Origin of the sequence: Rhodococcus sp. PvR044 (genome assembly GCF_040548995.1) — a bacterium.
Lineage (GTDB): Bacteria > Actinomycetota > Actinomycetes > Mycobacteriales > Mycobacteriaceae > Rhodococcus_G > Rhodococcus_G oryzae.
On the sequence record NZ_JBEPSX010000002.1, the window covers coordinates 1 to 17,764 of the forward strand.

General features: G+C 70.1%; 17 protein-coding genes. 10 read left to right on the forward strand and 7 right to left on the reverse strand.

Going from position 1 to position 17,764, the window contains the following annotated elements:
- Positions 1 to 181: 181 nt before the first annotated feature.
- Together ABIC28_RS06150 and ABIC28_RS06155 are read left to right on the forward strand one after the other, a co-directional pair.
- The gene (locus ABIC28_RS06150; protein WP_097213430.1) at positions 182 to 904 is read left to right on the forward strand and encodes a FadR/GntR family transcriptional regulator; all 723 of its coding nucleotides are present in this window, start codon (positions 182 to 184) and stop codon (positions 902 to 904) included.
- Positions 901 to 1,581, forward strand: a complete 681-nt coding sequence (locus ABIC28_RS06155; RefSeq protein ID WP_354578021.1) for a sterol desaturase family protein — start codon at positions 901 to 903, stop codon at positions 1,579 to 1,581. The genes ABIC28_RS06150 and ABIC28_RS06155 overlap by 4 nt, the downstream gene beginning before the upstream one ends.
- Positions 1,582 to 1,589: 8 nt before the next feature.
- Here ABIC28_RS06155 and kstD read toward each other — a convergent pair whose 3' ends face one another.
- The 3 genes from kstD to ABIC28_RS06170 all read right to left on the reverse strand — a co-directional run bounded on the left by kstD (position 1,590) and on the right by ABIC28_RS06170 (position 5,003).
- A complete protein-coding gene (gene kstD, locus ABIC28_RS06160; protein WP_354578023.1) occupies positions 1,590 to 3,305 on the reverse strand; it encodes a 3-oxosteroid 1-dehydrogenase in 1,716 nt (571 codons plus the stop codon).
- A gap of 46 nt (positions 3,306 to 3,351) precedes the next feature.
- Positions 3,352 to 3,972 (reverse strand): TetR/AcrR family transcriptional regulator, encoded by a 621-nt coding sequence (locus ABIC28_RS06165; RefSeq protein ID WP_269588742.1) that lies wholly within the window; start codon positions 3,970 to 3,972, stop codon positions 3,352 to 3,354.
- Positions 3,973 to 4,154: 182 nt separating this feature from the next.
- Positions 4,155 to 5,003 carry a response regulator transcription factor gene (locus tag ABIC28_RS06170; protein ID WP_354578026.1) on the reverse strand — a complete coding sequence of 283 codons (849 nt, stop codon included), beginning with the start codon at positions 5,001 to 5,003 and terminating at the stop codon, positions 4,155 to 4,157.
- A 95-nt stretch (positions 5,004 to 5,098) separates the two neighbouring features.
- On the opposite strand from ABIC28_RS06170, the gene ABIC28_RS06175 reads away from it, so the two are divergent.
- The 8 genes from ABIC28_RS06175 to ABIC28_RS06210 all read left to right on the forward strand — a co-directional run bounded on the left by ABIC28_RS06175 (position 5,099) and on the right by ABIC28_RS06210 (position 14,162).
- Positions 5,099 to 6,718 (forward strand): long-chain-fatty-acid--CoA ligase, encoded by a 1,620-nt coding sequence (locus ABIC28_RS06175; RefSeq protein WP_097213434.1) that lies wholly within the window; start codon positions 5,099 to 5,101, stop codon positions 6,716 to 6,718.
- Positions 6,719 to 6,767: 49 nt separating this feature from the next.
- Entirely contained in the window at positions 6,768 to 7,616 is an 849-nt protein-coding gene (locus tag ABIC28_RS06180; RefSeq protein WP_269588743.1) for a 3-hydroxybutyryl-CoA dehydrogenase, read from the forward strand.
- A gap of 85 nt (positions 7,617 to 7,701) precedes the next feature.
- The gene (locus tag ABIC28_RS06185) at positions 7,702 to 9,165 is read left to right on the forward strand and encodes an MFS transporter (RefSeq protein WP_209928139.1); all 1,464 of its coding nucleotides are present in this window, start codon (positions 7,702 to 7,704) and stop codon (positions 9,163 to 9,165) included.
- A gap of 137 nt (positions 9,166 to 9,302) precedes the next feature.
- Positions 9,303 to 10,082: a VOC family protein gene (locus ABIC28_RS06190; protein ID WP_097213436.1), complete on the forward strand. Its 780-nt coding sequence runs from the start codon at positions 9,303 to 9,305 to the stop codon at positions 10,080 to 10,082.
- A gap of 18 nt (positions 10,083 to 10,100) precedes the next feature.
- Positions 10,101 to 10,688, forward strand: a complete 588-nt coding sequence (locus ABIC28_RS06195) for a TIGR03086 family metal-binding protein (RefSeq protein ID WP_097213437.1) — start codon at positions 10,101 to 10,103, stop codon at positions 10,686 to 10,688.
- A gap of 2 nt (positions 10,689 to 10,690) precedes the next feature.
- Entirely contained in the window at positions 10,691 to 12,403 is a 1,713-nt protein-coding gene (gene ilvD / locus ABIC28_RS06200; RefSeq protein ID WP_179800672.1) for a dihydroxy-acid dehydratase, read from the forward strand.
- Positions 12,396 to 13,436: an adenylate/guanylate cyclase domain-containing protein gene (locus ABIC28_RS06205; RefSeq protein ID WP_257017703.1), complete on the forward strand. Its 1,041-nt coding sequence runs from the start codon at positions 12,396 to 12,398 to the stop codon at positions 13,434 to 13,436. Before ilvD ends, ABIC28_RS06205 begins: the two co-directional genes overlap by 8 nt.
- Positions 13,437 to 13,505: 69 nt before the next feature.
- Positions 13,506 to 14,162, forward strand: coding sequence for a GNAT family N-acetyltransferase (locus ABIC28_RS06210; protein WP_097213439.1), 657 nt, complete (start codon positions 13,506 to 13,508; stop codon positions 14,160 to 14,162).
- A gap of 29 nt (positions 14,163 to 14,191) precedes the next feature.
- Here ABIC28_RS06210 and ABIC28_RS06215 read toward each other — a convergent pair whose 3' ends face one another.
- The 4 genes from ABIC28_RS06215 to ABIC28_RS06230 all read right to left on the reverse strand — a co-directional run bounded on the left by ABIC28_RS06215 (position 14,192) and on the right by ABIC28_RS06230 (position 17,731).
- Complete coding sequence (locus ABIC28_RS06215) at positions 14,192 to 14,923, reverse strand: oxygen-binding di-iron domain-containing protein (RefSeq protein WP_097213440.1); 732 nt, start codon at positions 14,921 to 14,923, stop codon at positions 14,192 to 14,194.
- Between the two features lie 75 nt (positions 14,924 to 14,998).
- Positions 14,999 to 16,171 (reverse strand): acyl-CoA dehydrogenase family protein, encoded by a 1,173-nt coding sequence (locus tag ABIC28_RS06220; RefSeq protein WP_097213441.1) that lies wholly within the window; start codon positions 16,169 to 16,171, stop codon positions 14,999 to 15,001.
- Positions 16,172 to 16,216: 45 nt separating this feature from the next.
- Positions 16,217 to 17,071, reverse strand: coding sequence for a translation initiation factor (locus tag ABIC28_RS06225; RefSeq protein ID WP_354578032.1), 855 nt, complete (start codon positions 17,069 to 17,071; stop codon positions 16,217 to 16,219).
- Between the two features lie 6 nt (positions 17,072 to 17,077).
- Entirely contained in the window at positions 17,078 to 17,731 is a 654-nt protein-coding gene (locus ABIC28_RS06230) for a chymotrypsin family serine protease (protein WP_097213443.1), read from the reverse strand.
- Positions 17,732 to 17,764 lie beyond the last annotated feature (33 nt).

Here is a 17,764-nt window from a genome sequence, read left to right on the forward strand (position 1 = left end):
CGCCCCCCCCCCCGGGGGGCGAGGCACGCGGTCTGGTGGGTGGGCCCCCCCCCGGGCGGGGGGGGGCCCCCCCCGGGGGGGGGGTGCCCCCCCCCCCCCCCCCCCCCCCCCCCCACGGCAGCGCAGCTGCAACTGGTCTTACCACTTGACCACTGACCACATCAGGCCTAGCGTCGGTCACATGACCTTCGAGCCGATCGTGCGGCAGTCCGCCTCAGGCGCCGTGTTCGAACAGATCACCGCCCGCGTCCTCGGCGGCGAGCTCGCCGCCGGCGATTCGCTCCCGAGCGAGCGCCACCTGGCGGAAGCGCTCGGGGTCTCCCGTCCCGCCGTCCGGGAGGCGCTGCAGAAGCTGGCGCACTCCGGCCTCGTCGAAGTGCGGCAGGGGGATTCGACATCGGTCAAGGACTTCCGGCGCCACGGCGGCCCCGAGCTGCTGCCGAGGCTCCTCATCCGTGGCGGGCAGCCCGACTGGGCCGTGGTGCGCAGCGTCCTCGAGGCCCGCTCCATGATCGGCTCCCAGGTCGCCCGGTTGGCGGCCGCCCGGTCAGGGACCGAACTCGCCACACAGCTGCGGGACGCGGTTCACGCGCTCGGCACGGACGACGACCCCGTCGCCCTGCAACGGCATGCCCTGGCCTTCTGGGAATGCGTCGTCGACGGCGCCGACTCCATCGCCTTCCGCCTGATCTTCAACAGCCTGCGTCAGGCCTACGAACCCACGATGGCCGCCCTCGGCGAGGTGATGAAGGCCGAAGTGGGCCGAACGGACGCGTACATCCGCCTCGCCGACGCCATCGCCGAGCGGGACGAGGACGCCGCGGAACGCCTGGCCGTCGAGCTCCTGGAGCTGGGCACCACCGCGATCAGCACCATCATCGACAGCCTGGAGGGAACGAGATGAGCACGGATACACGGCCCGCGCGCGGCAGGAAGCCCGTCGATCTGCGGACCGCCGCAACGGAATTCTGGCGACATCCCTCCCCCTGGATGATCTCGGCGATCCTGGTGACCGCGCTGATCGGCCGCCTCGTCGTCGGCGACTGGCAGCTGAGCGACGCCGTGCTGCCGGTCGTCATGCTGGCCGCGTTCCCGTTCGTCGAGTGGACCATCCACGTCTGCATCCTGCACTGGCGACCGAAGACCGTCGCGGGCATGACGCTCGATTCCCTGCTCGCCCGGAGTCACCGCGAACACCACGCGGACCCGCGCGACGTGCCGCTGATCTTCATTCCCTGGCAGACCCTGGTCTGGCTGATCCCGACCCTGGCCGTGCTCGCGGCGCTCGCCTTCCCCCGGCCGGGCCTCGCCCTGACCTTCCTCACCGTCATCGGCGCGATCGGACTCGTGTACGAGTGGACGCACTACCTGATCCACAGCGACTACCGTCCGAAATCCCGTATCTACCACGCGATCTGGCTCAACCATCGCCAGCACCACTACAAGAACGAGCACTACTGGTTCACCGTCACCACCGCCGGCACCGCCGACCGGGTCCTGCACACGTACCCGGATGCCAAGCAGGTGCCGACCTCGCCGACGGCGAAGAACTTGCACGCGGGCGCCGCGCGCGGCGCCTGAGCCTGAGCCTAGGACTCATCTCCTGACGAGCGGCCGGCCGCGTCGAGTGCCGCGAGGTAGCCGAACACGATCGCGGGACCGATGGTCGCGCCGGGACCGGCATAGGTGTGGCCCATGACGGGCGAGCTGGTGTTGCCCGCGGCGTAGAGCCCCTCGATGATCGACCCATCCTCGCGCAGCGCCCGGCCTGCGCTGTCGGTGTTGACGCCACCCTTGGTTCCCAGGTCTCCCGGCACCATCTTCGCGGCATAGAAGGGCGCCTTGGTCAGCTCGCCGAGGCTGGGGTTGGGCTTGTTGGTGATGTCGCCGTAGTAGTGGTCGTATTTGCTTTCCCCGCGGTGGAAGTCGGGGTCGGTGCCCGTGCGTGCGTGGGCGTTGAACCGCTCGATCGTCCCCGTGAGGGAGTCCACGGGCACACCGATCTCGAGCGCCAGCTCTGCGATCGTCCCCGCGGTGACGATCGCTCCCGATCGCAGCCAGGATCGCGGCAGCGGCCTACGGGCGGGGACACCCGCGAACAGATACCGATTCCGGTAGGTCTGGTCGAAGATCAGCCACGCCGGGAGGTTTTCGGCCGGGCCGTCGCCCTGCCCATACGGGCCGCCGAACATCGCATGGGTCGCTTCGACATACGGCAGGGACTCGTTCATGAAGCGCTGTCCCCGGTCGTTGACCATCAGGCTGCGGGGCAGTGACCGCTCGGCGAGGGCGAACCACGGGCCCTTCGGCAACGGGATCGACGGGGCCCACCAGGCGTCGTCCATGTACGAGATCGCCGCACCCGACTGCAGCGCGGCATTGATCCCGTCGCCGGTGTTGGTGGGGGCGCCAAGAGTCCATTCGGCGCTGCTGGGCGCGCGGTGGTACCTCTCCCGCATCGCACCGTTGTTGTCGAACCCGCCGCACGCGAGCACCACCCCACGGCGAGCGAGCAGGCGCGATCGGGTTCCGTCGCTCTCGATGACCACACCGGCCACCCGAGCTCCGTCGGTGATCAGGTCCGTCATCGCCGTGTTGAGCCGCACGGGCACGCCCGCGGCGCGCACACCGATCATCAACTGCGACATCAGTGCCGGGCCAAGACCGAGCAGCTTCTGTCGACGCACCTTGGCCAGCATCGACCGAGCACCCACCTTCAGCATGCGCTGAGGGCCACGCCAGCTCCGCAGCCCGGTGCTGAGCCACCGGTAGTCGGACTGCTGGACCACGACATTGAGTGGCGCCTTCATATAGGGCGGATGCAGCGTGGCCAGATCCTCATCCGCCAGGGCGCGCGCATCGAACGGTGCCGGTTCACACGAACGCCCGGTGGCCCGGCCGCCGGGTGCTTCCGGGAAATAGTCGGAGTAGTCCTGCACCCATTCGAGCTTCAGCGCCGAGTTGTCGATCAGGAAGTCGAGGGCCTCGGGCCCGCGATCCACATACGCGGCAATGCGATCCGCGTCGGCGTCCTCCCCGACAATGCTGGTGAGGTAGTCGCTCGCCGCCTCGCGATCGTCCGCGGGCGCTTGGCTGCGCAACACCGAGTTGCCCGGGATCCACACCCCGCCACCCGACCGCGCGGACGAGCCGCCCCAGAATTCCGACTTCTCGACGATCACCGTGGTGAGACCGTGCCTCGCGGCGGTGATGGCCGCAGCCATCCCCGCCGCGCCCGACCCCACCACGACCAGATCGACGATGCTGTCCGCGCTGTCTCGCGCCGCGACGGTCGACTCTGTCATTTCGAAACCTCCGTATGTCCGTTCACTGGAATCAGATTGCGAATCATCAGCTTTCGACCCCTTCACCCTCGGCGCCGTCCGCGGCTGCCCATCGGGGGTGGAGGACCGCGGTGAGCGCCCCCTCGACGCAGACGGGAAGCGACGCCCCACGGTTCTGCGGGCTGCGTATCCACTGGCGGTAGCCGAACTCCGCGGCGGCGAGCATCAGGTGCACGAGAAGGCCAGGGCGACTGTCGATCTCGGGATCACAACCCATACGCCGTGCGACGAGCTCGACGAGCCGAGCCCGGTGCTCGGGTGCGATCAGCGTGACGCGGTCCATCAGGTGGGGCGCGGTCCGAAAGGCTGCACGCCACGGATCGATCTCCGCCGCGGTGAGGGTGGTCGAGCGGGCCAGGATCGCCCGCGCGAGCGCCTCGTCGGCCGGCTCGGATTCCGGGCGCTGTTCCACGAGCGCCACGATGCCGGCTCCACCTTCGTGCACCGGCTCCAGCAGCAGGTCCTCCTTGCTGCGCACGTGGCGGAAGTATGTGCTCGGCGACACCCCCGCGGCCGTCGCGATCTGCTCGGTCGTCACGGCATCGAAGCCGTCCCTGGCGAACAACTCGAACGCGGCGCGCTGCAGGTCCGCACGAACCTGGAGGCGCTGCCTCTCACGTAGCGACATCGTCAATGCCTTCCACTCACGAAGAAACCCGGATACCGAACCCACCAGCGATGTCGTCTGCGATGTCATCGCTAATTGACAGCATCTCTAAACATGACAGTGTCTGTCAAGAGCGAAGATGGACTCGTGCCCGGACTCGAACGGGTTGATCGGAATATGCCTCCCGGATCGGGAGGCACGCGTCAGGGCAGCAGCCCCCGGCGCCTTGCCTCGACCACTGCCTCGTGGCGGCTGCTCACCTCGAGCTTGGCCATCAGGTTGCGCATGTAGGTCTTCACCGTCTCCACGCTGAGCGAGAGCCGATCGGCGATCTCGGCGTTGCGGCAGCCGAGCGCGACGTGTGAGAGCACGTCGAACTCGCGCGCGGACAGCGTCACCGACGGATCCGGACCGCAGCCGGTCAGCGACCGCAGCGTCTCCTCGACCGCGCGCAGCTGCGCGGCGACCGCCTCGTCCTCGACCTCTCCGGCGAGGCCGCGCAGCGCGAGATAACTCTCGATGATCCGCTCGGACTCCGCCGCACCGCGCGGCGTCGCTGGCCCCGCACCGGCCGAGGCGAGCAGCGCGACACGGCGGTCCACCTCGTCGCGGATCTCGATCTCCCTCGCCAACCGGGACGCGGACCGCATCACCTCGCCCGCCATCACGTCGCCGATCGGCTGTCTCGACCGCAGCCCACCGTAGATCGCCGCCCGCGTCGAGCCGCGCACCACCACCGGGACCGCGAGCAGGGACTCGATGCCCTCCCTGGCGACCTGGACGTCGTAGTCGTGGGTGATGTGGCTGGAGTTGAAGTAGTCCGCGGCGGCCTCGGGACGCTGCTCGGCCATGGCGCGACCGCCGAGCCCGCAACGGGCGTCGATCACCAGGCCACGGAGCACCGCGCTGCGGGTCCCGGCGAACCCCGACAGCCGCATCCGGCCGTTCTCGACGGCACCGGCGAACAGGACGGGGAAGGCGGTGCGCCCGCGCAGGAGTCGCAGCTCGCCGCGCAGCGCGTCCTCGTCGCTCGGTCTCATCACGTCGTTCATCAGCACATACCCACTTCGTAGGGTAGCGGCCGCCGCAGAGTGGGCCATAGCGTCGTCGACAACCGTCTGTAAGCCCCGTCACTCGAGGTAGCCGCATGCCCACCACCCCGACCGCCCACCACTCCGAGCTCAGCCCGCTGCGCTTCCTGGAACGCTCGGCGGCCGTCTTTCCCGAGCGCACCGCGATCATCCACGGCCACCGGCACTACACCTACCGGGAGTTCGCGGCCGAGGTCGAGCAGCTCGCGCACGCGCTGCGCGGGCGGATCGAGCCCGGCGACCGGGTCGCCTACCTCTCGCCGAACACCCCGGAACTGTTGATGGCACATTTCGCGGTGCCGTTGGCCGGGGGCGTGCTGATCGCGCTGAACTCGAGGCTGGCGGGTCCCGAGCTCGAGTACATCCTCGAGCACTCGGGCACCCGCATCCTGTTCGTCGACTCAGAGTTCCTCGGATCGGTCACGACCGTCCGCGACCGGGTCCCGTCGGTGCACGAGATCGTCGAGATCCCCGACTCGACCATCACCCTCGCCGACCCGGTGACCGGCGTCGCGACCGCCGCCTACGACGAGTTCCTGCGCAGCGTCGACGCGGCGCAGGCGCAGCCGCTGGTGTGGGGCATCGACGACGAGCAGCGGACCATCGCGATCAACTACACCTCGGGAACCACCGGAAAGCCCAAGGGCGTCATGTACTCCCACCGCGGGGCGTACCTGAACTCCTTCGGCGAGACCTTCCACAACGGTTTCACGGGAAACACCAGGTACCTGTGGACGCTGCCGATGTTCCACTGCAACGGCTGGTGCACGCCCTGGGCCGTCACCGCCGCGGGCGGCACCCACGTGTGCCTGCGCGCGGTCCGGGCCGACGCCATCTGGGACGCCATCGACACGCTCGGCATCACCAACCTGTGCGGCGCGCCGACGGTGTGCTCGACCATCGCGGACGCGCCACAGGCGCATCCCCTCTCGACGCCGCTGCGGATCACCACCGCGGGGGCTCCCCCGTCCCCGACGGTCATCGGGCAGCTCGAGTCGCTCGGCGCGACGGTCGTGCACGTCTACGGCCTCACCGAGGTGTACGGGCCGTACACCATCTGCGAGTACCAGGAGTCCTGGGACGAGTGCTCGGCCGAGGAGCGCGCGGTGCTGATCTCGCGGCAGGGCGTCGGCATGCTGCAGGCCGAGACGGCGCGCATCATCGATCCGCAGATGCGCGACGTGCCCGCCGACGGCGAGACGATGGGCGAGATCGTGCTGCGAGGCAACAACGTGATGCTCGGCTACTACCGGGATCCCGAGGCCACCGCGGAGGCCTTCGCGGGCGGCTGGTTCCACACCGGGGACCTCGGCGTCATGCACCCGGACGGCTACATCCAGCTCAAGGACCGGGCGAAGGACATCATCATCTCCGGCGGCGAGAACATCTCGACCGTCGAGGTGGAGCAGGCCATCGTCTCGCACCCGGCCGTCGCCGATGTCGCGGTCGTGGGCGTGCCCGACGAGAAGTGGGGCGAGCGGCCGAAGGCATTCGTGCTGCTCAGACCAGGCGCCGAGGCGACGGTGGACCAGCTGGTCGCGCACACCCGTGGCCTGCTCGCCGGCTACAAGGTGCCAAGGGACATCGCCTTCGCCACGGACCTGCCGCGCACCCCCACCGGCAAGATCCTCAAGTACCAGCTGCGGTCCGGCGCCGAGGCCGCTCCCCGCGGGTAGCAGAATGACCCCCCGAGACAAGACGACCGACACGCGTTTGGAGATGACAGTGGAGCTAGTCGGAGTGATCGGTGGCGGCACGATGGGTGCCGGCATCGCAGAGGTGTGCGCCAAGGCCGGGAGCTCGGTTCTCGTCCTGGAGACCAAGCAGGAGTTCGCGGACGCCGCCAAGGCCAGGATCGCGACCTCGATCGGCCGCGGCGTCGCCAAGGGCAAGATCACCCAGGAAGAGGCGGACGCCGCCATCGCGCGGGTGCGCGTGACCCTCGACATCGAGGAGTTCGCGGACCGCGACCTGGTCATCGAGGCCGCCCCGGAGATCGAGTCGCTGAAGTACGAGATCTTCGGCAAGCTCGACAAGATCGTCAAGCCGTCCGGCATCCTGGCGACCAACACCTCCTCGATCCCCGTCATCAAGGTCGCGGGCGCCACCCAGCGCCCCGAGCAGGTCGTCGGCGTGCACTTCTTCAACCCGGTGCCGGTGATGCCGCTGGTGGAGATCATCTCCACCCTGGTGACCTCCCCCGAGGCCGCCAAAGCCGTCACCGACTACGCCAAGAACACCCTGCGCAAGACCACCGTGCAGGCGGGCGACCGCTCGGGCTTCATCGTCAACGCGCTGCTCATCCCGTACCTCACGTCGGCGATCCGGATGCTCGAGTCCGGCTACGCCACCGCCGAGGACATCGACGCGGCCATGAAGGGCGGCTGCGGCTACCCGATGGGCCCGCTCACGCTGCTCGACACCGTCGGCCTCGACGTCACGCTGGCCGCGGCGGAATCGCTGTACGCCGAGTTCGCCGAGCCGCACTACGCCCCGCCTGCTCTGCTGCGCCGGATGGTCGAGGCCGGTCGCCTCGGCAAGAAGTCGGGCCGCGGCTTCTACGACTACAGCTAGGCGCTTCGCGCCCGTGCGCGGTTGACGAGTCCCTGGACTCATCAACCGCGCACAGGCGGCGGAGCCGCCTTGTAGCGTTCAGCGCATGGACGCGCTGGGTGCGACGGTCCGCCTGCGCTCGACCAAGGGCCGCTGGGTGGTACTCGCGACGGTCCTCGGCTCCTCGCTTGCCATGCTCGACGCGACCGTCGTCAATATCGCGCTGCCCCGGATCGGCGAGGACCTCGACACCGATGTCGCGGGCCTGCAGTGGGTGCTGAGCGGATACACCCTCACCCTGGCCTCGTTGATCCTGTTGGCGGGCGCGCTCGGCGACCGCCTCGGCAGGCGCAAGGTGTTCATCTGGGGCACCGTCTGGTTCGCCGCCTCCTCGCTGCTGTGCGGGCTGGCGCCGAGCATCGAGCTGTTGGTGCTGGCCCGGATCCTGCAGGGTGTCGGGGCCGCCCTGCTGACCCCCGGCAGCCTCGCACTGCTGTCCGCCGCCATCGACCCCGACGATCGCGGCGCCGCGATCGGGCTGTGGTCCGGCCTCGGCGGGGTCGCAGGCGCGATCGGTCCGCTGCTCGGTGGCTGGATCGTCGAGGTGTCGAGCTGGCGGATGGTGTTCCTGATCAACCTCCCGCTCGCGGTCGCGGTGGTGTGGGTGGCCGCGCGTCACGTCCCGGAGAGCCGCGACCCCCACGCCCACGGCCGGCTCGACCTGCTCGGCGCGGCGCTCGCCGCACTGGCCCTCGGCGCGCTGACCTACGGCCTGATCGGCGGGCGGTGGGCGCCCGTCGTCCTCGGGCTGCTGCTGTTCGCGGCGTTCGTCGTCGTCGAGCGGCGCTCCGACAATCCGCTGGTCCCGCCTTTCCTGTTCCGCTCGCGGGTGTTCGTCGCCGCGAACCTGGTGACCCTGGCGGTGTATGCCGCGCTCGGCGGGGTGTTCTTCCTCCTGGTGCTGCAACTACAGCTCGCAGCGGGCTACTCGCCGCTGGCCGCCGGTCTCGCCACGCTGCCCATCACCGCCCTGATGCTGGTGCTCTCGTCGCGGGCGGGCCGCTTCGCCCAGCACCACGGGCCGCGCGTGCTGATGACGGTCGGGCCACTGCTCGCCGCGACGGGCCTGCTGCTGATGCTGCGGATCGGCCCCGGCGCCTCGTACCTGACCGACGTGCTGCCCGGCGTCATCGTCTTCGGGCTCGGGCTGTCGGCGCTGGTGGCGCCGCTGACCGCCGCGGTGCTCACCTCGGTGTCGACCGACCGGGCCGGGATCGCGTCGGGGGTGAACAACGCAGTCGCGCGCAGCAGCCAGCTGCTCGCCGTCGCCGCGCTGCCGGGCCTGGCCGGGATCGCAGGCGCGGACTTCGCCGATCCGGACGTCTTCTCGCACGGATTCGGCGTGGCGATGCTGATCTGCGCGGGCCTGCTGGTGCTCGGCGCGGTCATCGCCGCGGCGATGATCCCGGCTGGGGTCGCCGAGGTGGTCGACGAGGAGTCCGTGGCCTGCCGACCGCACTGTGACATCTCGGCTCCCGCGGTACAGCCGGAGTCGGCGACCGGGCCATGAACGATTCGCGACGCCTGGTGCGACGAATCCATCTGACACCGGCCCGATTCGGGTCGGGTTGCCTCTTCCCAAACGTCGCGGGTGCTGGAACCGTTGTCCGTGGGGCGTCACGCCCGCACCGACCGAGAGGAGCAGCAATGCCCACCCGTTCGAGCTACAAGCAGGGAACCCCGAGCTGGGTAGACCTGTCCACCACCGACCCCGAGGCCGCGAAGGCGTTCTACGCCGGGCTCTTCGGCTGGGAGTTCGAGGACATGCCGACCGCCGACGGTGGCATCTACTCGATGGCGAAGCTCCGCGGCGAGTACGTCGCCGCGGCCTCCGCGATGCCGCCCGATGTCCCCGAGGACCTGCCGCCGGTCTGGAACACCTACCTCGCGGTCGACGACGTCGACGCGGCCACCGCGCGGGCGACCGCCGCAGGCGGCACGGTACTGGCAGGCCCCTTCGACATCGACCCGTCGGGCCGGATGGCCTATGTCGTCGACCCGGTCGGCGCCGCGGTCGGCCTGTGGCAGGCAGGCACCCACATCGGCGCTGGACTGGTCAACGAGGCGGGCACGTTGATCTGGAACGAGCTGATCACCGCCGCACCGGAAAAGGCCCTCCCGTTCTACGAGGCCGTGCTCGGCCTCACCGGGACGACCACCGACATGGAGGGCGGGCAGTACACGGTCCTCCAGGTCGGTGAGGATCAGGTCGGCGGCTGCGCCAAGCCCCGAATGCCGGGCGTCCCCGCCCACTGGCACGTGTACTTCGACACCGAGAACACCGACGACACCGTCGCGGCGATCAAGGCGGCCGGCGGCAAGGTGGTGGCCGAGCCGTTCGACGTGCCCGAGGTCGGCCGGATGGCCGTGGTCGCGGACCCGCAGGGCGCGGTGTTCAGCGTGATCCAGCCACCGGCCGGGCAGTGAGAACCGGAGGAGCGTGACATGGCGCTGGGATGGCTGGAGCTGCAACGCCGCTCCCACGTCGAGTTCGGGACCCGGATCGAGGCGGTCACCGACTGGTCCGCCCCCACCCCCGACACCGACTGGGACACCGAGCAATTGGTACGCCACGTGATCACCGAGCAGCAGTGGGTGCTGCCGCTGGTCGGCGGACTCACCGTCGAGAAGGCGCAGGCGCACGTGCACCCGCTCGGCGACGATCTCGTCGCGGAGTGGCGGCGCTACTCGGGACTCGCGACCGCGGCGTGGGCCGTGGCGCCGCCCGCCACCCTGGTGCACCTCTCGTACGGCACCGTGCCGCTCGAGCGTTACCTGCGGGAGCAGGTCTTCGACGTGACCGTGCACAGCTGGGACCTGGCCCGGGCGGCAGGCCTCGACGAGACCCTCGACCCCGAACTGGTCGCTGCGGTCTGGGAGGAGGCCGAGGCGCAGCGCGAGATGCTGAGCGCCAGTGGGCTGTTCGCACCTCCCGTCTCCGTGCCCGACGACGCCCCGCTGCAGGTGCGCCTGCTGGCACTGACGGGACGCGACGCCCGTTCCGCGCCCACAGCCGGACCGACCGGAGGATGATGATGACCGTGCCCACTGACCCGAACGCCCCCGACATCAAGCCCCGCAGCCGCGACGTCACCGACGGCCTCGAGAAGACCGCCGCGCGCGGCATGCTGCGGGCGGTCGGCATGGGCGACGCCGACTGGGGCAAGTCGCAGATCGGGGTGGCGTCCTCCTGGAACGAGATCACCCCGTGCAACCTCTCGCTCGACCGACTCGCCAAGGCCTGCAAGGACGGCGTGTTCGCGGGCGGCGGCTATCCCCTCGAGTTCGGCACCATCTCGGTCTCGGACGGCATCTCGATGGGGCACGAGGGGATGCACTTCTCGCTGGTCTCCCGCGAGGTCATCGCCGACAGCGTGGAGACGGTGATGCAGGCTGAGCGGCTCGACGGCTCGGTCCTGCTCGCCGGCTGCGACAAGTCGCTGCCCGGGATGCTGATGGCCGCGGCCCGCCTCGACCTGGCCAGCGTGTTCCTCTACGCAGGCTCGATCCTGCCCGGCATCGCGAAGCTGTCCGACGGCAGCGAGCGCGAGGTGACGATCATCGACGCGTTCGAGGCGGTCGGCGCATGCTCGCGAGGCCTGATGAGCCGCGAGGACGTGGACGCGATCGAGCGGGCCATCTGTCCCGGCGAGGGTGCCTGCGGCGGGATGTACACGGCCAACACGATGGCCAGCGCGGCCGAGGCGATGGGCATGTCGCTACCCGGCAGCGCGGCACCCCCCGCCACCGACCGGCGTCGCGACGGCTATGCCCGGCGCAGCGGCGAGGCCGTGGTCGAGCTGCTCCGACGCGGGATCACCACCTCGGACATCATCACGAAGGAATCGCTGGAGAACGCGATCGCGGTGGTGATGGCCTTCGGCGGGTCCACCAACGCGGTGCTGCACCTGCTCGCGATCGCACACGAGGCGAACGTCGACCTGAGCCTGGACGATTTCGCCCGCGTCGGCGCCCGCGTCCCGCACCTGGCCGACGTGAAACCCTTTGGCAAGCACGTGATGACGGACATCGATCGCATCGGCGGCGTGCCGGTGATGATGAAGGCCCTGCTCGACGCGGGTCTGCTGAACGGCGACTGCCTGACCGTCACCGGGCGCACCGTGGCGGAGAACCTCGCCGACATCACCCCGCCGGACCCCGACGGCAAGGTGATTCGGGCGATGAGCTCGCCGATCCACCCGACCGGCGGCATCACGATCCTGAGCGGGTCGCTGGCCCCTGGCGGCGCGGTGGTCAAGTCGGCCGGTTTCGAGTCCGACGTGTTCACCGGCACGGCAAGGGTTTTCGATCGCGAACGGGCCGCACTCGACGCCCTCGAGGACGGCACCATCACCGCGGGCGACGCCGTCGTGATCAGGTACGAGGGCCCCAAGGGTGGGCCCGGCATGCGCGAGATGCTCGCGATCACCGCGGCCATCAAGGGCGCGGGCCTTGGCAAGGACGTACTGCTGCTCACCGACGGCCGCTTCTCCGGCGGCACCACCGGCCTGTGCGTCGGGCACGTGGCACCCGAGGCCGTCGACGGCGGCCCGATCGCGTTCGTGCGCAACGGCGACAAGATCCGGCTCGACGTGGCGTCCGGCAGGCTGGACGTGATGGTCGAGGAGACCGAGCTGACGCGGCGGGCGGAGGGCTGGTCGCCGCTGCCGCCCCGCTACACAAGGGGCGTGCTGGCCAAGTACTCGAAGCTGGTCGGCTCGGCGTCACGCGGAGCCGTGTGTGGCTGAGGACACGGCCGGCGGCCGCCCCATCCCGCCCGAATACGCACTGATCCAGGCCGAGGTGGAGCGGAACCTGCTCGGCGGCGACGTCAAGTACACGCGCGGGCAGGCGACCGCGGCGGCCGGTGTGCCCCTCGAACGCGCGCAACGACTCTGGGTGGCGATGGGCTTCGCGGTGGACTCGAACCCGGACACGCCGATGTTCACCGATGTGGATGTGGACGCGCTGCGCACCATCACCTCGCTCGTCGACATGGGGATCATCGACCAGGAGCTGGAGGTGCCGGTGACCCGCGCGCTTGGCCAGTCCTTCGCGCGGCTGGCGGAGTGGCAGCTCGGGCTGCTCAACAGCCACATCCTCGACCGGGTCAAGCAGGCGGGCGGATCCGATCAGGCCGACGTGCTCGCCGTCGCGGCGCAGGCGACCCTGGTCGCCGAGCAGATGCTGCCTGCGCTGGAGAAGCTGCAGTCGTACGTGTGGCGCAGGCACCTCGCCTCCAACGCCGCGCGGTTCCTCGACAGCGCGGGCGACGGCACCGACAGCCGAACCCTGGTGATCGGATTCGCGGACATGGTCGGCTACACCAGCCTGACCCGGCGCATCGACATCGACGAACTGACCCGCCTGCTCGAGGACTTCGAGTCGACCGCGATGACCGTCATCAATCAGGGCCGCGGCTGGGTGATCAAGAACCTCGGCGACGAGGTGATGTTCGCGGTCGAGGACCCGGCCGACGCCGCGCGGATCGCGCTCGCGCTGCAGGATGCCGCCCTCGCCACCGTGGACCTGCCCGCCCTGCGGGTGGGCCTGGCCATGGGCCCGGTCCTGTTGAGGTTCGGCGATGTGTACGGGTCGGTGGTGAACATCGCTGCGCGCCTGACGAGTTCGGCCCGGCCCGGCGCCGTGCTCGTCGACGCCACGCTCGCCACCGCGTTGGAGGGCGACGACGACCTCCAGCTCAGGTCCCTGCGGTCGCTGCGCGTGCGGGGGTTCAGCCGCCTCAAGGCGTACGCGCTGCGGCGGGCTCGCGACACCTGAACCGGACCGACGCCGAGCGTCAAATCTGTATTCACCGGCCCGTCACCTCAGACCTGCACACTGCGGCCCATGCCAGCAGTACGACCCCCGGTTTCACCCCTCCGCGGCCGGTATATCTGTCTCGAACCCCTTTCTCCCGCAGACCTTCCCGAGCTCTGCACGGCGATCGCGGACCCCCGGGTGTTCGCGGGCGGCTTCGGCGGCGGCAGCGCGGGCTATCGGGCCGACCGGGACGACTTCCTGGCCTGGGCGAGGGAGTACCTGCAGTTCGACCGCTGCAACGTCTACGGCGTCCGGATCCGCGGTGGCGCGCACGACGGCGCCCTCGTCGGCACCACGTCCCTCGGCGACTTCGACGAGGCCACCGAATCCGCGCACATCGGCTGGACCGCCTACGACCCCCGGGTCTGGGGCAGCGCGGTCAATCCCGAGGCGAAGCTCCTGCTGTTCGGGCTCGCCTTCGAGAGCGGCTTCGGCCGAGTCAAGATCCAGGCAGATGCCGCGAACGTCCGCTCGCGCTCGGCCATCGAGCGGCTCGGCGCCGTGCTCGAGGGCGTGCACAGGCGGGACAAGCGGAGGGCGGATGGCGCCTGGCGCGACACCGCCATCTACTCGGTGCTCCACGCGGAATGGCCGGCCGTGCGGTCCGGACTGCACGCGCGGCTCGATGCGCTCGGCGGCGAACCCATCGGATACCGGACCGTCGACGAGGCGCTCACCGCCTGACCGACTCGGACCGTAGCCAACCGCCGCGGTCACTGCCCGCGCAGTCGCTCCCCCTCTGCCTCTAGGAGATCCTCGTAGGCCGCCGCCAGCTCGCGCAGCGCGCCTGCGCAGTCCCCGGTGAATGCGGGTCCGTGCATGAGCCCGAGTGTCCGGGGCGCGAGGTCGGCCAGCCCCCGGATGGTCGGGCCGAGGGCGGGGGTCAGCGCCGTCGCGTGGCCCATCTCCTCCCCCGCCAGCGCGGGGCCGACGATCTCGCTGTCGGTGACGGCGGGGTGCGGACCGAACGCCGTGAACAGGTCTCCGCACAGCAGGGTCGACGTCGTCTCCTCGTACACCAGGCAGGCGTCCCACCCGTGCGGCACGTGCGGGGTGTCGATGTGACGCACGCGCCGAGCGCCCACCTCGATCACCTCGCCGTCCTGCAACGGTCGGGGCCGCCGGTCCGCCAGGTCGTCGACCTGGACGAAACAGCTCAGTCCGCCATGGGCCACCTCCGCGTGGGGCGCCGCCGCGAGCCACGAGTTCATCGACCCGCACTCGTCGGCCTCGACGTGGCCGAACGCGATCCACCGCAACCGGTCGAGTGGGAGCACCCGGCCGACCGCCGCGGAGGTGAACGGGAACAGCGCGCGCTGGCCCATGTGGAACAGCAGGGGTTCGTCGCCGTCGATCAGGTACTGGTTCATGACCAGGTTGGCGTCGCTGACGTAGGTCGAGAATCGGTAGACATCCGGTGCGATCTCGGTCGTCTCAGTGTCCATGTCCGGCTCCGCTCGCCTCACGGCCCCCTGGATCAGCGTGCGCGTCCGCGAGGGCGAGCACAAGGCCCGCCGCGGCTACCGGAACGCCGACTCGCCCGTCAGGGCCTGACCGATCACCAGTTGGTGCATCTCGGAGGTGCCCTCGTAGGTGAGCACCGACTCCAGGTTGTTCGCGTGCCGCAGCACCGGGTACTCGAGGGTGATGCCGTTGGCGCCGAGGATGGTCCGGCATTCGCGGGCGATCGCGATGGCCTCGCGGACGCTGTTGAGCTTGCCGAGGCTCACCTGCTCCGCCCGCAACCCATCGCGGTCCTTGAGCCGCCCCAGGTGCAGCGCCAGCAGCTGTCCCTTCCCGAGCTCGAGCGCCATGTCGGCGAGCTTCGCCTGGGTCAGCTGGAAGGCGGCCAGGGGCTTGTCGAAGACCTCGCGGCCGGCTGCGTAGTCGATCGCGGTCTCCAGGCAGTCGCGAGCGGCGCCGAGCGCACCGAAGACGATGCCGAACCGTGCCTCGCCGAGGCAGCTCAACGGTCCCGACAACCCACGCGCCTCGGGCAGCATCGCCGATTCGGGCAGCCGCACGTCCTCGAGTACGAGCTCCGCGGTGACCGAGGCCCGCAGCGACAGCTTGTGTTTGATCTCGGGCGCGGAAAAGCCGGGACTGTCGGCGGGGACCAGGAACCCGCGGATGCCGTCGTCGGTGCGTGCCCACACCACGGCGACGTCGGCGACCGATCCGTTCGTGATCCACATCTTGGTGCCGCTGAGCACCCAGTCGCCGCGGTCCCGCCGGGCGGAAGTACGCATTCCGGCAGGGTTGGAGCCGAAGTCGGGTTCGGTCAGCCCGAAACAGCCGAGGGCCTCGCCCGCGGCCATCTGGGGCAACCACTGCTGCTTCTGCTCCTCCGAGCCGTAGCGGTGGATGGCGAACATCGCCAGCGACCCCTGCACGGACACCAGGCTCCGGATCCCCGAGTCGACCGCCTCGAGCTCCAGGCAGGCCAGCCCATAGGAAGTCGCACTCATCCCGGCACAGCCGTAGCCCTCGAGGTGCATGCCGAGCAGCCCCATCCCGCCGAGCTCGGCCGCGAGCTCACGCGCGGGCAACGTGCCCGCCTCGAACCATCCCGCGATGTGCGGCCGGATCCGTTCCGCGGCGAACCGGCGGGTGGTGTCCCGGATCGCCAGCTCCTCCTCGTCGAGCAGCGTATCGAGCGAGAACAGCTGGGAGACGCTCTTGGGCACGGGCATCGAGTTACCTCCGCTGCGATCAGGCGCCCGTCGGCGCTGGTTCGATCAGGCGCCGTCGGCGCCGAGCGCAGCCAGCGTGCTCTGCGCCTCGGCGAGCTGCCTGCTCAGTTCCTCGACCCGCTTGGCGGCGGCATCACGGGCCGCGCTGAGCACGGACGCGACCGCCTGTTCGGCGGCGGGATCACCGAGCTCACGCACCGCGCGCTCCACGGCATCGGCCGACACGGGGGCCGCGCGGCCAGGGCGACGCTCACCGTGGGTCACGGTCACCGTCCACTCGTTGCCTGCCTCGGCGTGCAGGGTGACGCTCACGCTCGCCGGATCCTTCGGCCTGCGTGCACGTTTCGCCTGCGCGGCGGCCGGTCCGTCCGCGGGAGCCGACTCCGGCTTCGGCACCAGCGTCATCGATGCGGGGGTCTTCGGTGCGGTCACGGGTGCCTTCGGTCGGGTCGGTGTGGTTGCGGGTGCCACGGGCTCGGCCGGGGTCGTCTCGACGACGGCCTTCGCCGGGACTGCGGCCTTCGCGGGTGCAGCCTTCGCCGGCGCGGCCTTGGCGGGAGCGGCGTTCGCCGGCGCGGCCTTGGCGGGAGCGGCGTTCGCCGGCGCGGCCTTGGCGGGAGCAGCCTTGGCGCCCTTCGCCTTTGCCTGCACGGGCGGGATCCGGGTGAACCGGAGCTCGTCGGCCTCGAACGGCAACTCGTCGTTGACGCCCTTCGGCCGCAGTATCAGCGTCGTGCCCTGCACGGAGAGCACCCGCGCGGAACAGCCCGCGGCCAGGTTCAGGCTCGGGGTGGGTTCGATCAGATAGACGGTGGCGCGCTTGCCCGCGGCGAGTGCCTCGGTCAGCTCGATCAGGTTCTGTGCGGTGAGGCCGTCGCCGCTTCGCTTACGTGGTGGCATTCCGGGTTAGATCGGGCGATAGCCTGCGCCAACGCCACCCTGGGCGTTGATGTCGGCCATGATCACATCGATATTTGTGCCGAGTTCCGGTCCGATGCATGCGAATCCCACGTAGGCGTTGACCATGCCGACCAGGGTAGTGCCCCGCACAACCGGGCTTCCGGAGTCACCCTCGATAACGCACATCTGGGTCCATGTCTCGTGGGTCTGGACCAGGTCGCCCCAGGTGACACCGCAGGTGTTGCCGGTGCGAAGGCCTTCCTTGCACACGATGTCCGGGAAGTTGGCCGGTGCGCCGATGCCGGTGATGGTGACGCCACCGACCCGGTTGACCGGGGTCACCGCGGCCGGGTTGAACTCGATCACCGCGTAGTCCCACTGGGTGCTCTTGCTGACCATGTGACCGACGATGCCGGCTTCCTCGTTGTGCGAGGACACGATTGCCATGCCCGGCTCACCGCAGTGGCCTGCCGTGATACCGACCAGTCGACCCGCCCCGTCGTGCCCGATGGTGGTCAACGTGCACAACGCCTCACCGCCGACGATGATCCCGGATCCACCTCCAAGCACCGCTGGACCGGCGGCCGCCGCGGGACCGACACCGACGAGGGCAACCATGGCCGCCGCCATGGCAAATAGCACTGCGAGTCTTTTCAACATCGTCTGTCCCCTCCGGACGTCTGTCGTCGTCAT

Excerpts from the sequence above, each read along its gene's own strand:
- ABIC28_RS06150 (WP_097213430.1), top strand. The coding sequence starts at position 182 with ATGACCTTCGAGCCGATCGTGCGGCAGTCCGCCTCAGGCGCCGTGTTC.
- ABIC28_RS06155 (WP_354578021.1), top strand. The coding sequence starts at position 901 with ATGAGCACGGATACACGGCCCGCGCGCGGCAGGAAGCCCGTCGATCTG.
- kstD (WP_354578023.1), bottom strand. The coding sequence starts at position 3,305 with ATGACAGAGTCGACCGTCGCGGCGCGAGACAGCGCGGACAGCATCGTC.
- ABIC28_RS06165 (WP_269588742.1), bottom strand. The coding sequence starts at position 3,972 with ATGTCGCTACGTGAGAGGCAGCGCCTCCAGGTTCGTGCGGACCTGCAG.
- ABIC28_RS06170 (WP_354578026.1), bottom strand. The coding sequence starts at position 5,003 with ATGAACGACGTGATGAGACCGAGCGACGAGGACGCGCTGCGCGGCGAG.
- ABIC28_RS06175 (WP_097213434.1), top strand. The coding sequence starts at position 5,099 with ATGCCCACCACCCCGACCGCCCACCACTCCGAGCTCAGCCCGCTGCGC.
- ABIC28_RS06185 (WP_209928139.1), top strand. The coding sequence starts at position 7,702 with ATGGACGCGCTGGGTGCGACGGTCCGCCTGCGCTCGACCAAGGGCCGC.
- ABIC28_RS06190 (WP_097213436.1), top strand. The coding sequence starts at position 9,303 with ATGCCCACCCGTTCGAGCTACAAGCAGGGAACCCCGAGCTGGGTAGAC.
- ABIC28_RS06195 (WP_097213437.1), top strand. The coding sequence starts at position 10,101 with ATGGCGCTGGGATGGCTGGAGCTGCAACGCCGCTCCCACGTCGAGTTC.
- ilvD (WP_179800672.1), top strand. The coding sequence starts at position 10,691 with ATGACCGTGCCCACTGACCCGAACGCCCCCGACATCAAGCCCCGCAGC.
- ABIC28_RS06210 (WP_097213439.1), top strand. The coding sequence starts at position 13,506 with ATGCCAGCAGTACGACCCCCGGTTTCACCCCTCCGCGGCCGGTATATC.
- ABIC28_RS06215 (WP_097213440.1), bottom strand. The coding sequence starts at position 14,923 with ATGGACACTGAGACGACCGAGATCGCACCGGATGTCTACCGATTCTCG.
- ABIC28_RS06220 (WP_097213441.1), bottom strand. The coding sequence starts at position 16,171 with ATGCCCGTGCCCAAGAGCGTCTCCCAGCTGTTCTCGCTCGATACGCTG.
- ABIC28_RS06225 (WP_354578032.1), bottom strand. The coding sequence starts at position 17,071 with ATGCCACCACGTAAGCGAAGCGGCGACGGCCTCACCGCACAGAACCTG.
- ABIC28_RS06230 (WP_097213443.1), bottom strand. The coding sequence starts at position 17,731 with ATGTTGAAAAGACTCGCAGTGCTATTTGCCATGGCGGCGGCCATGGTT.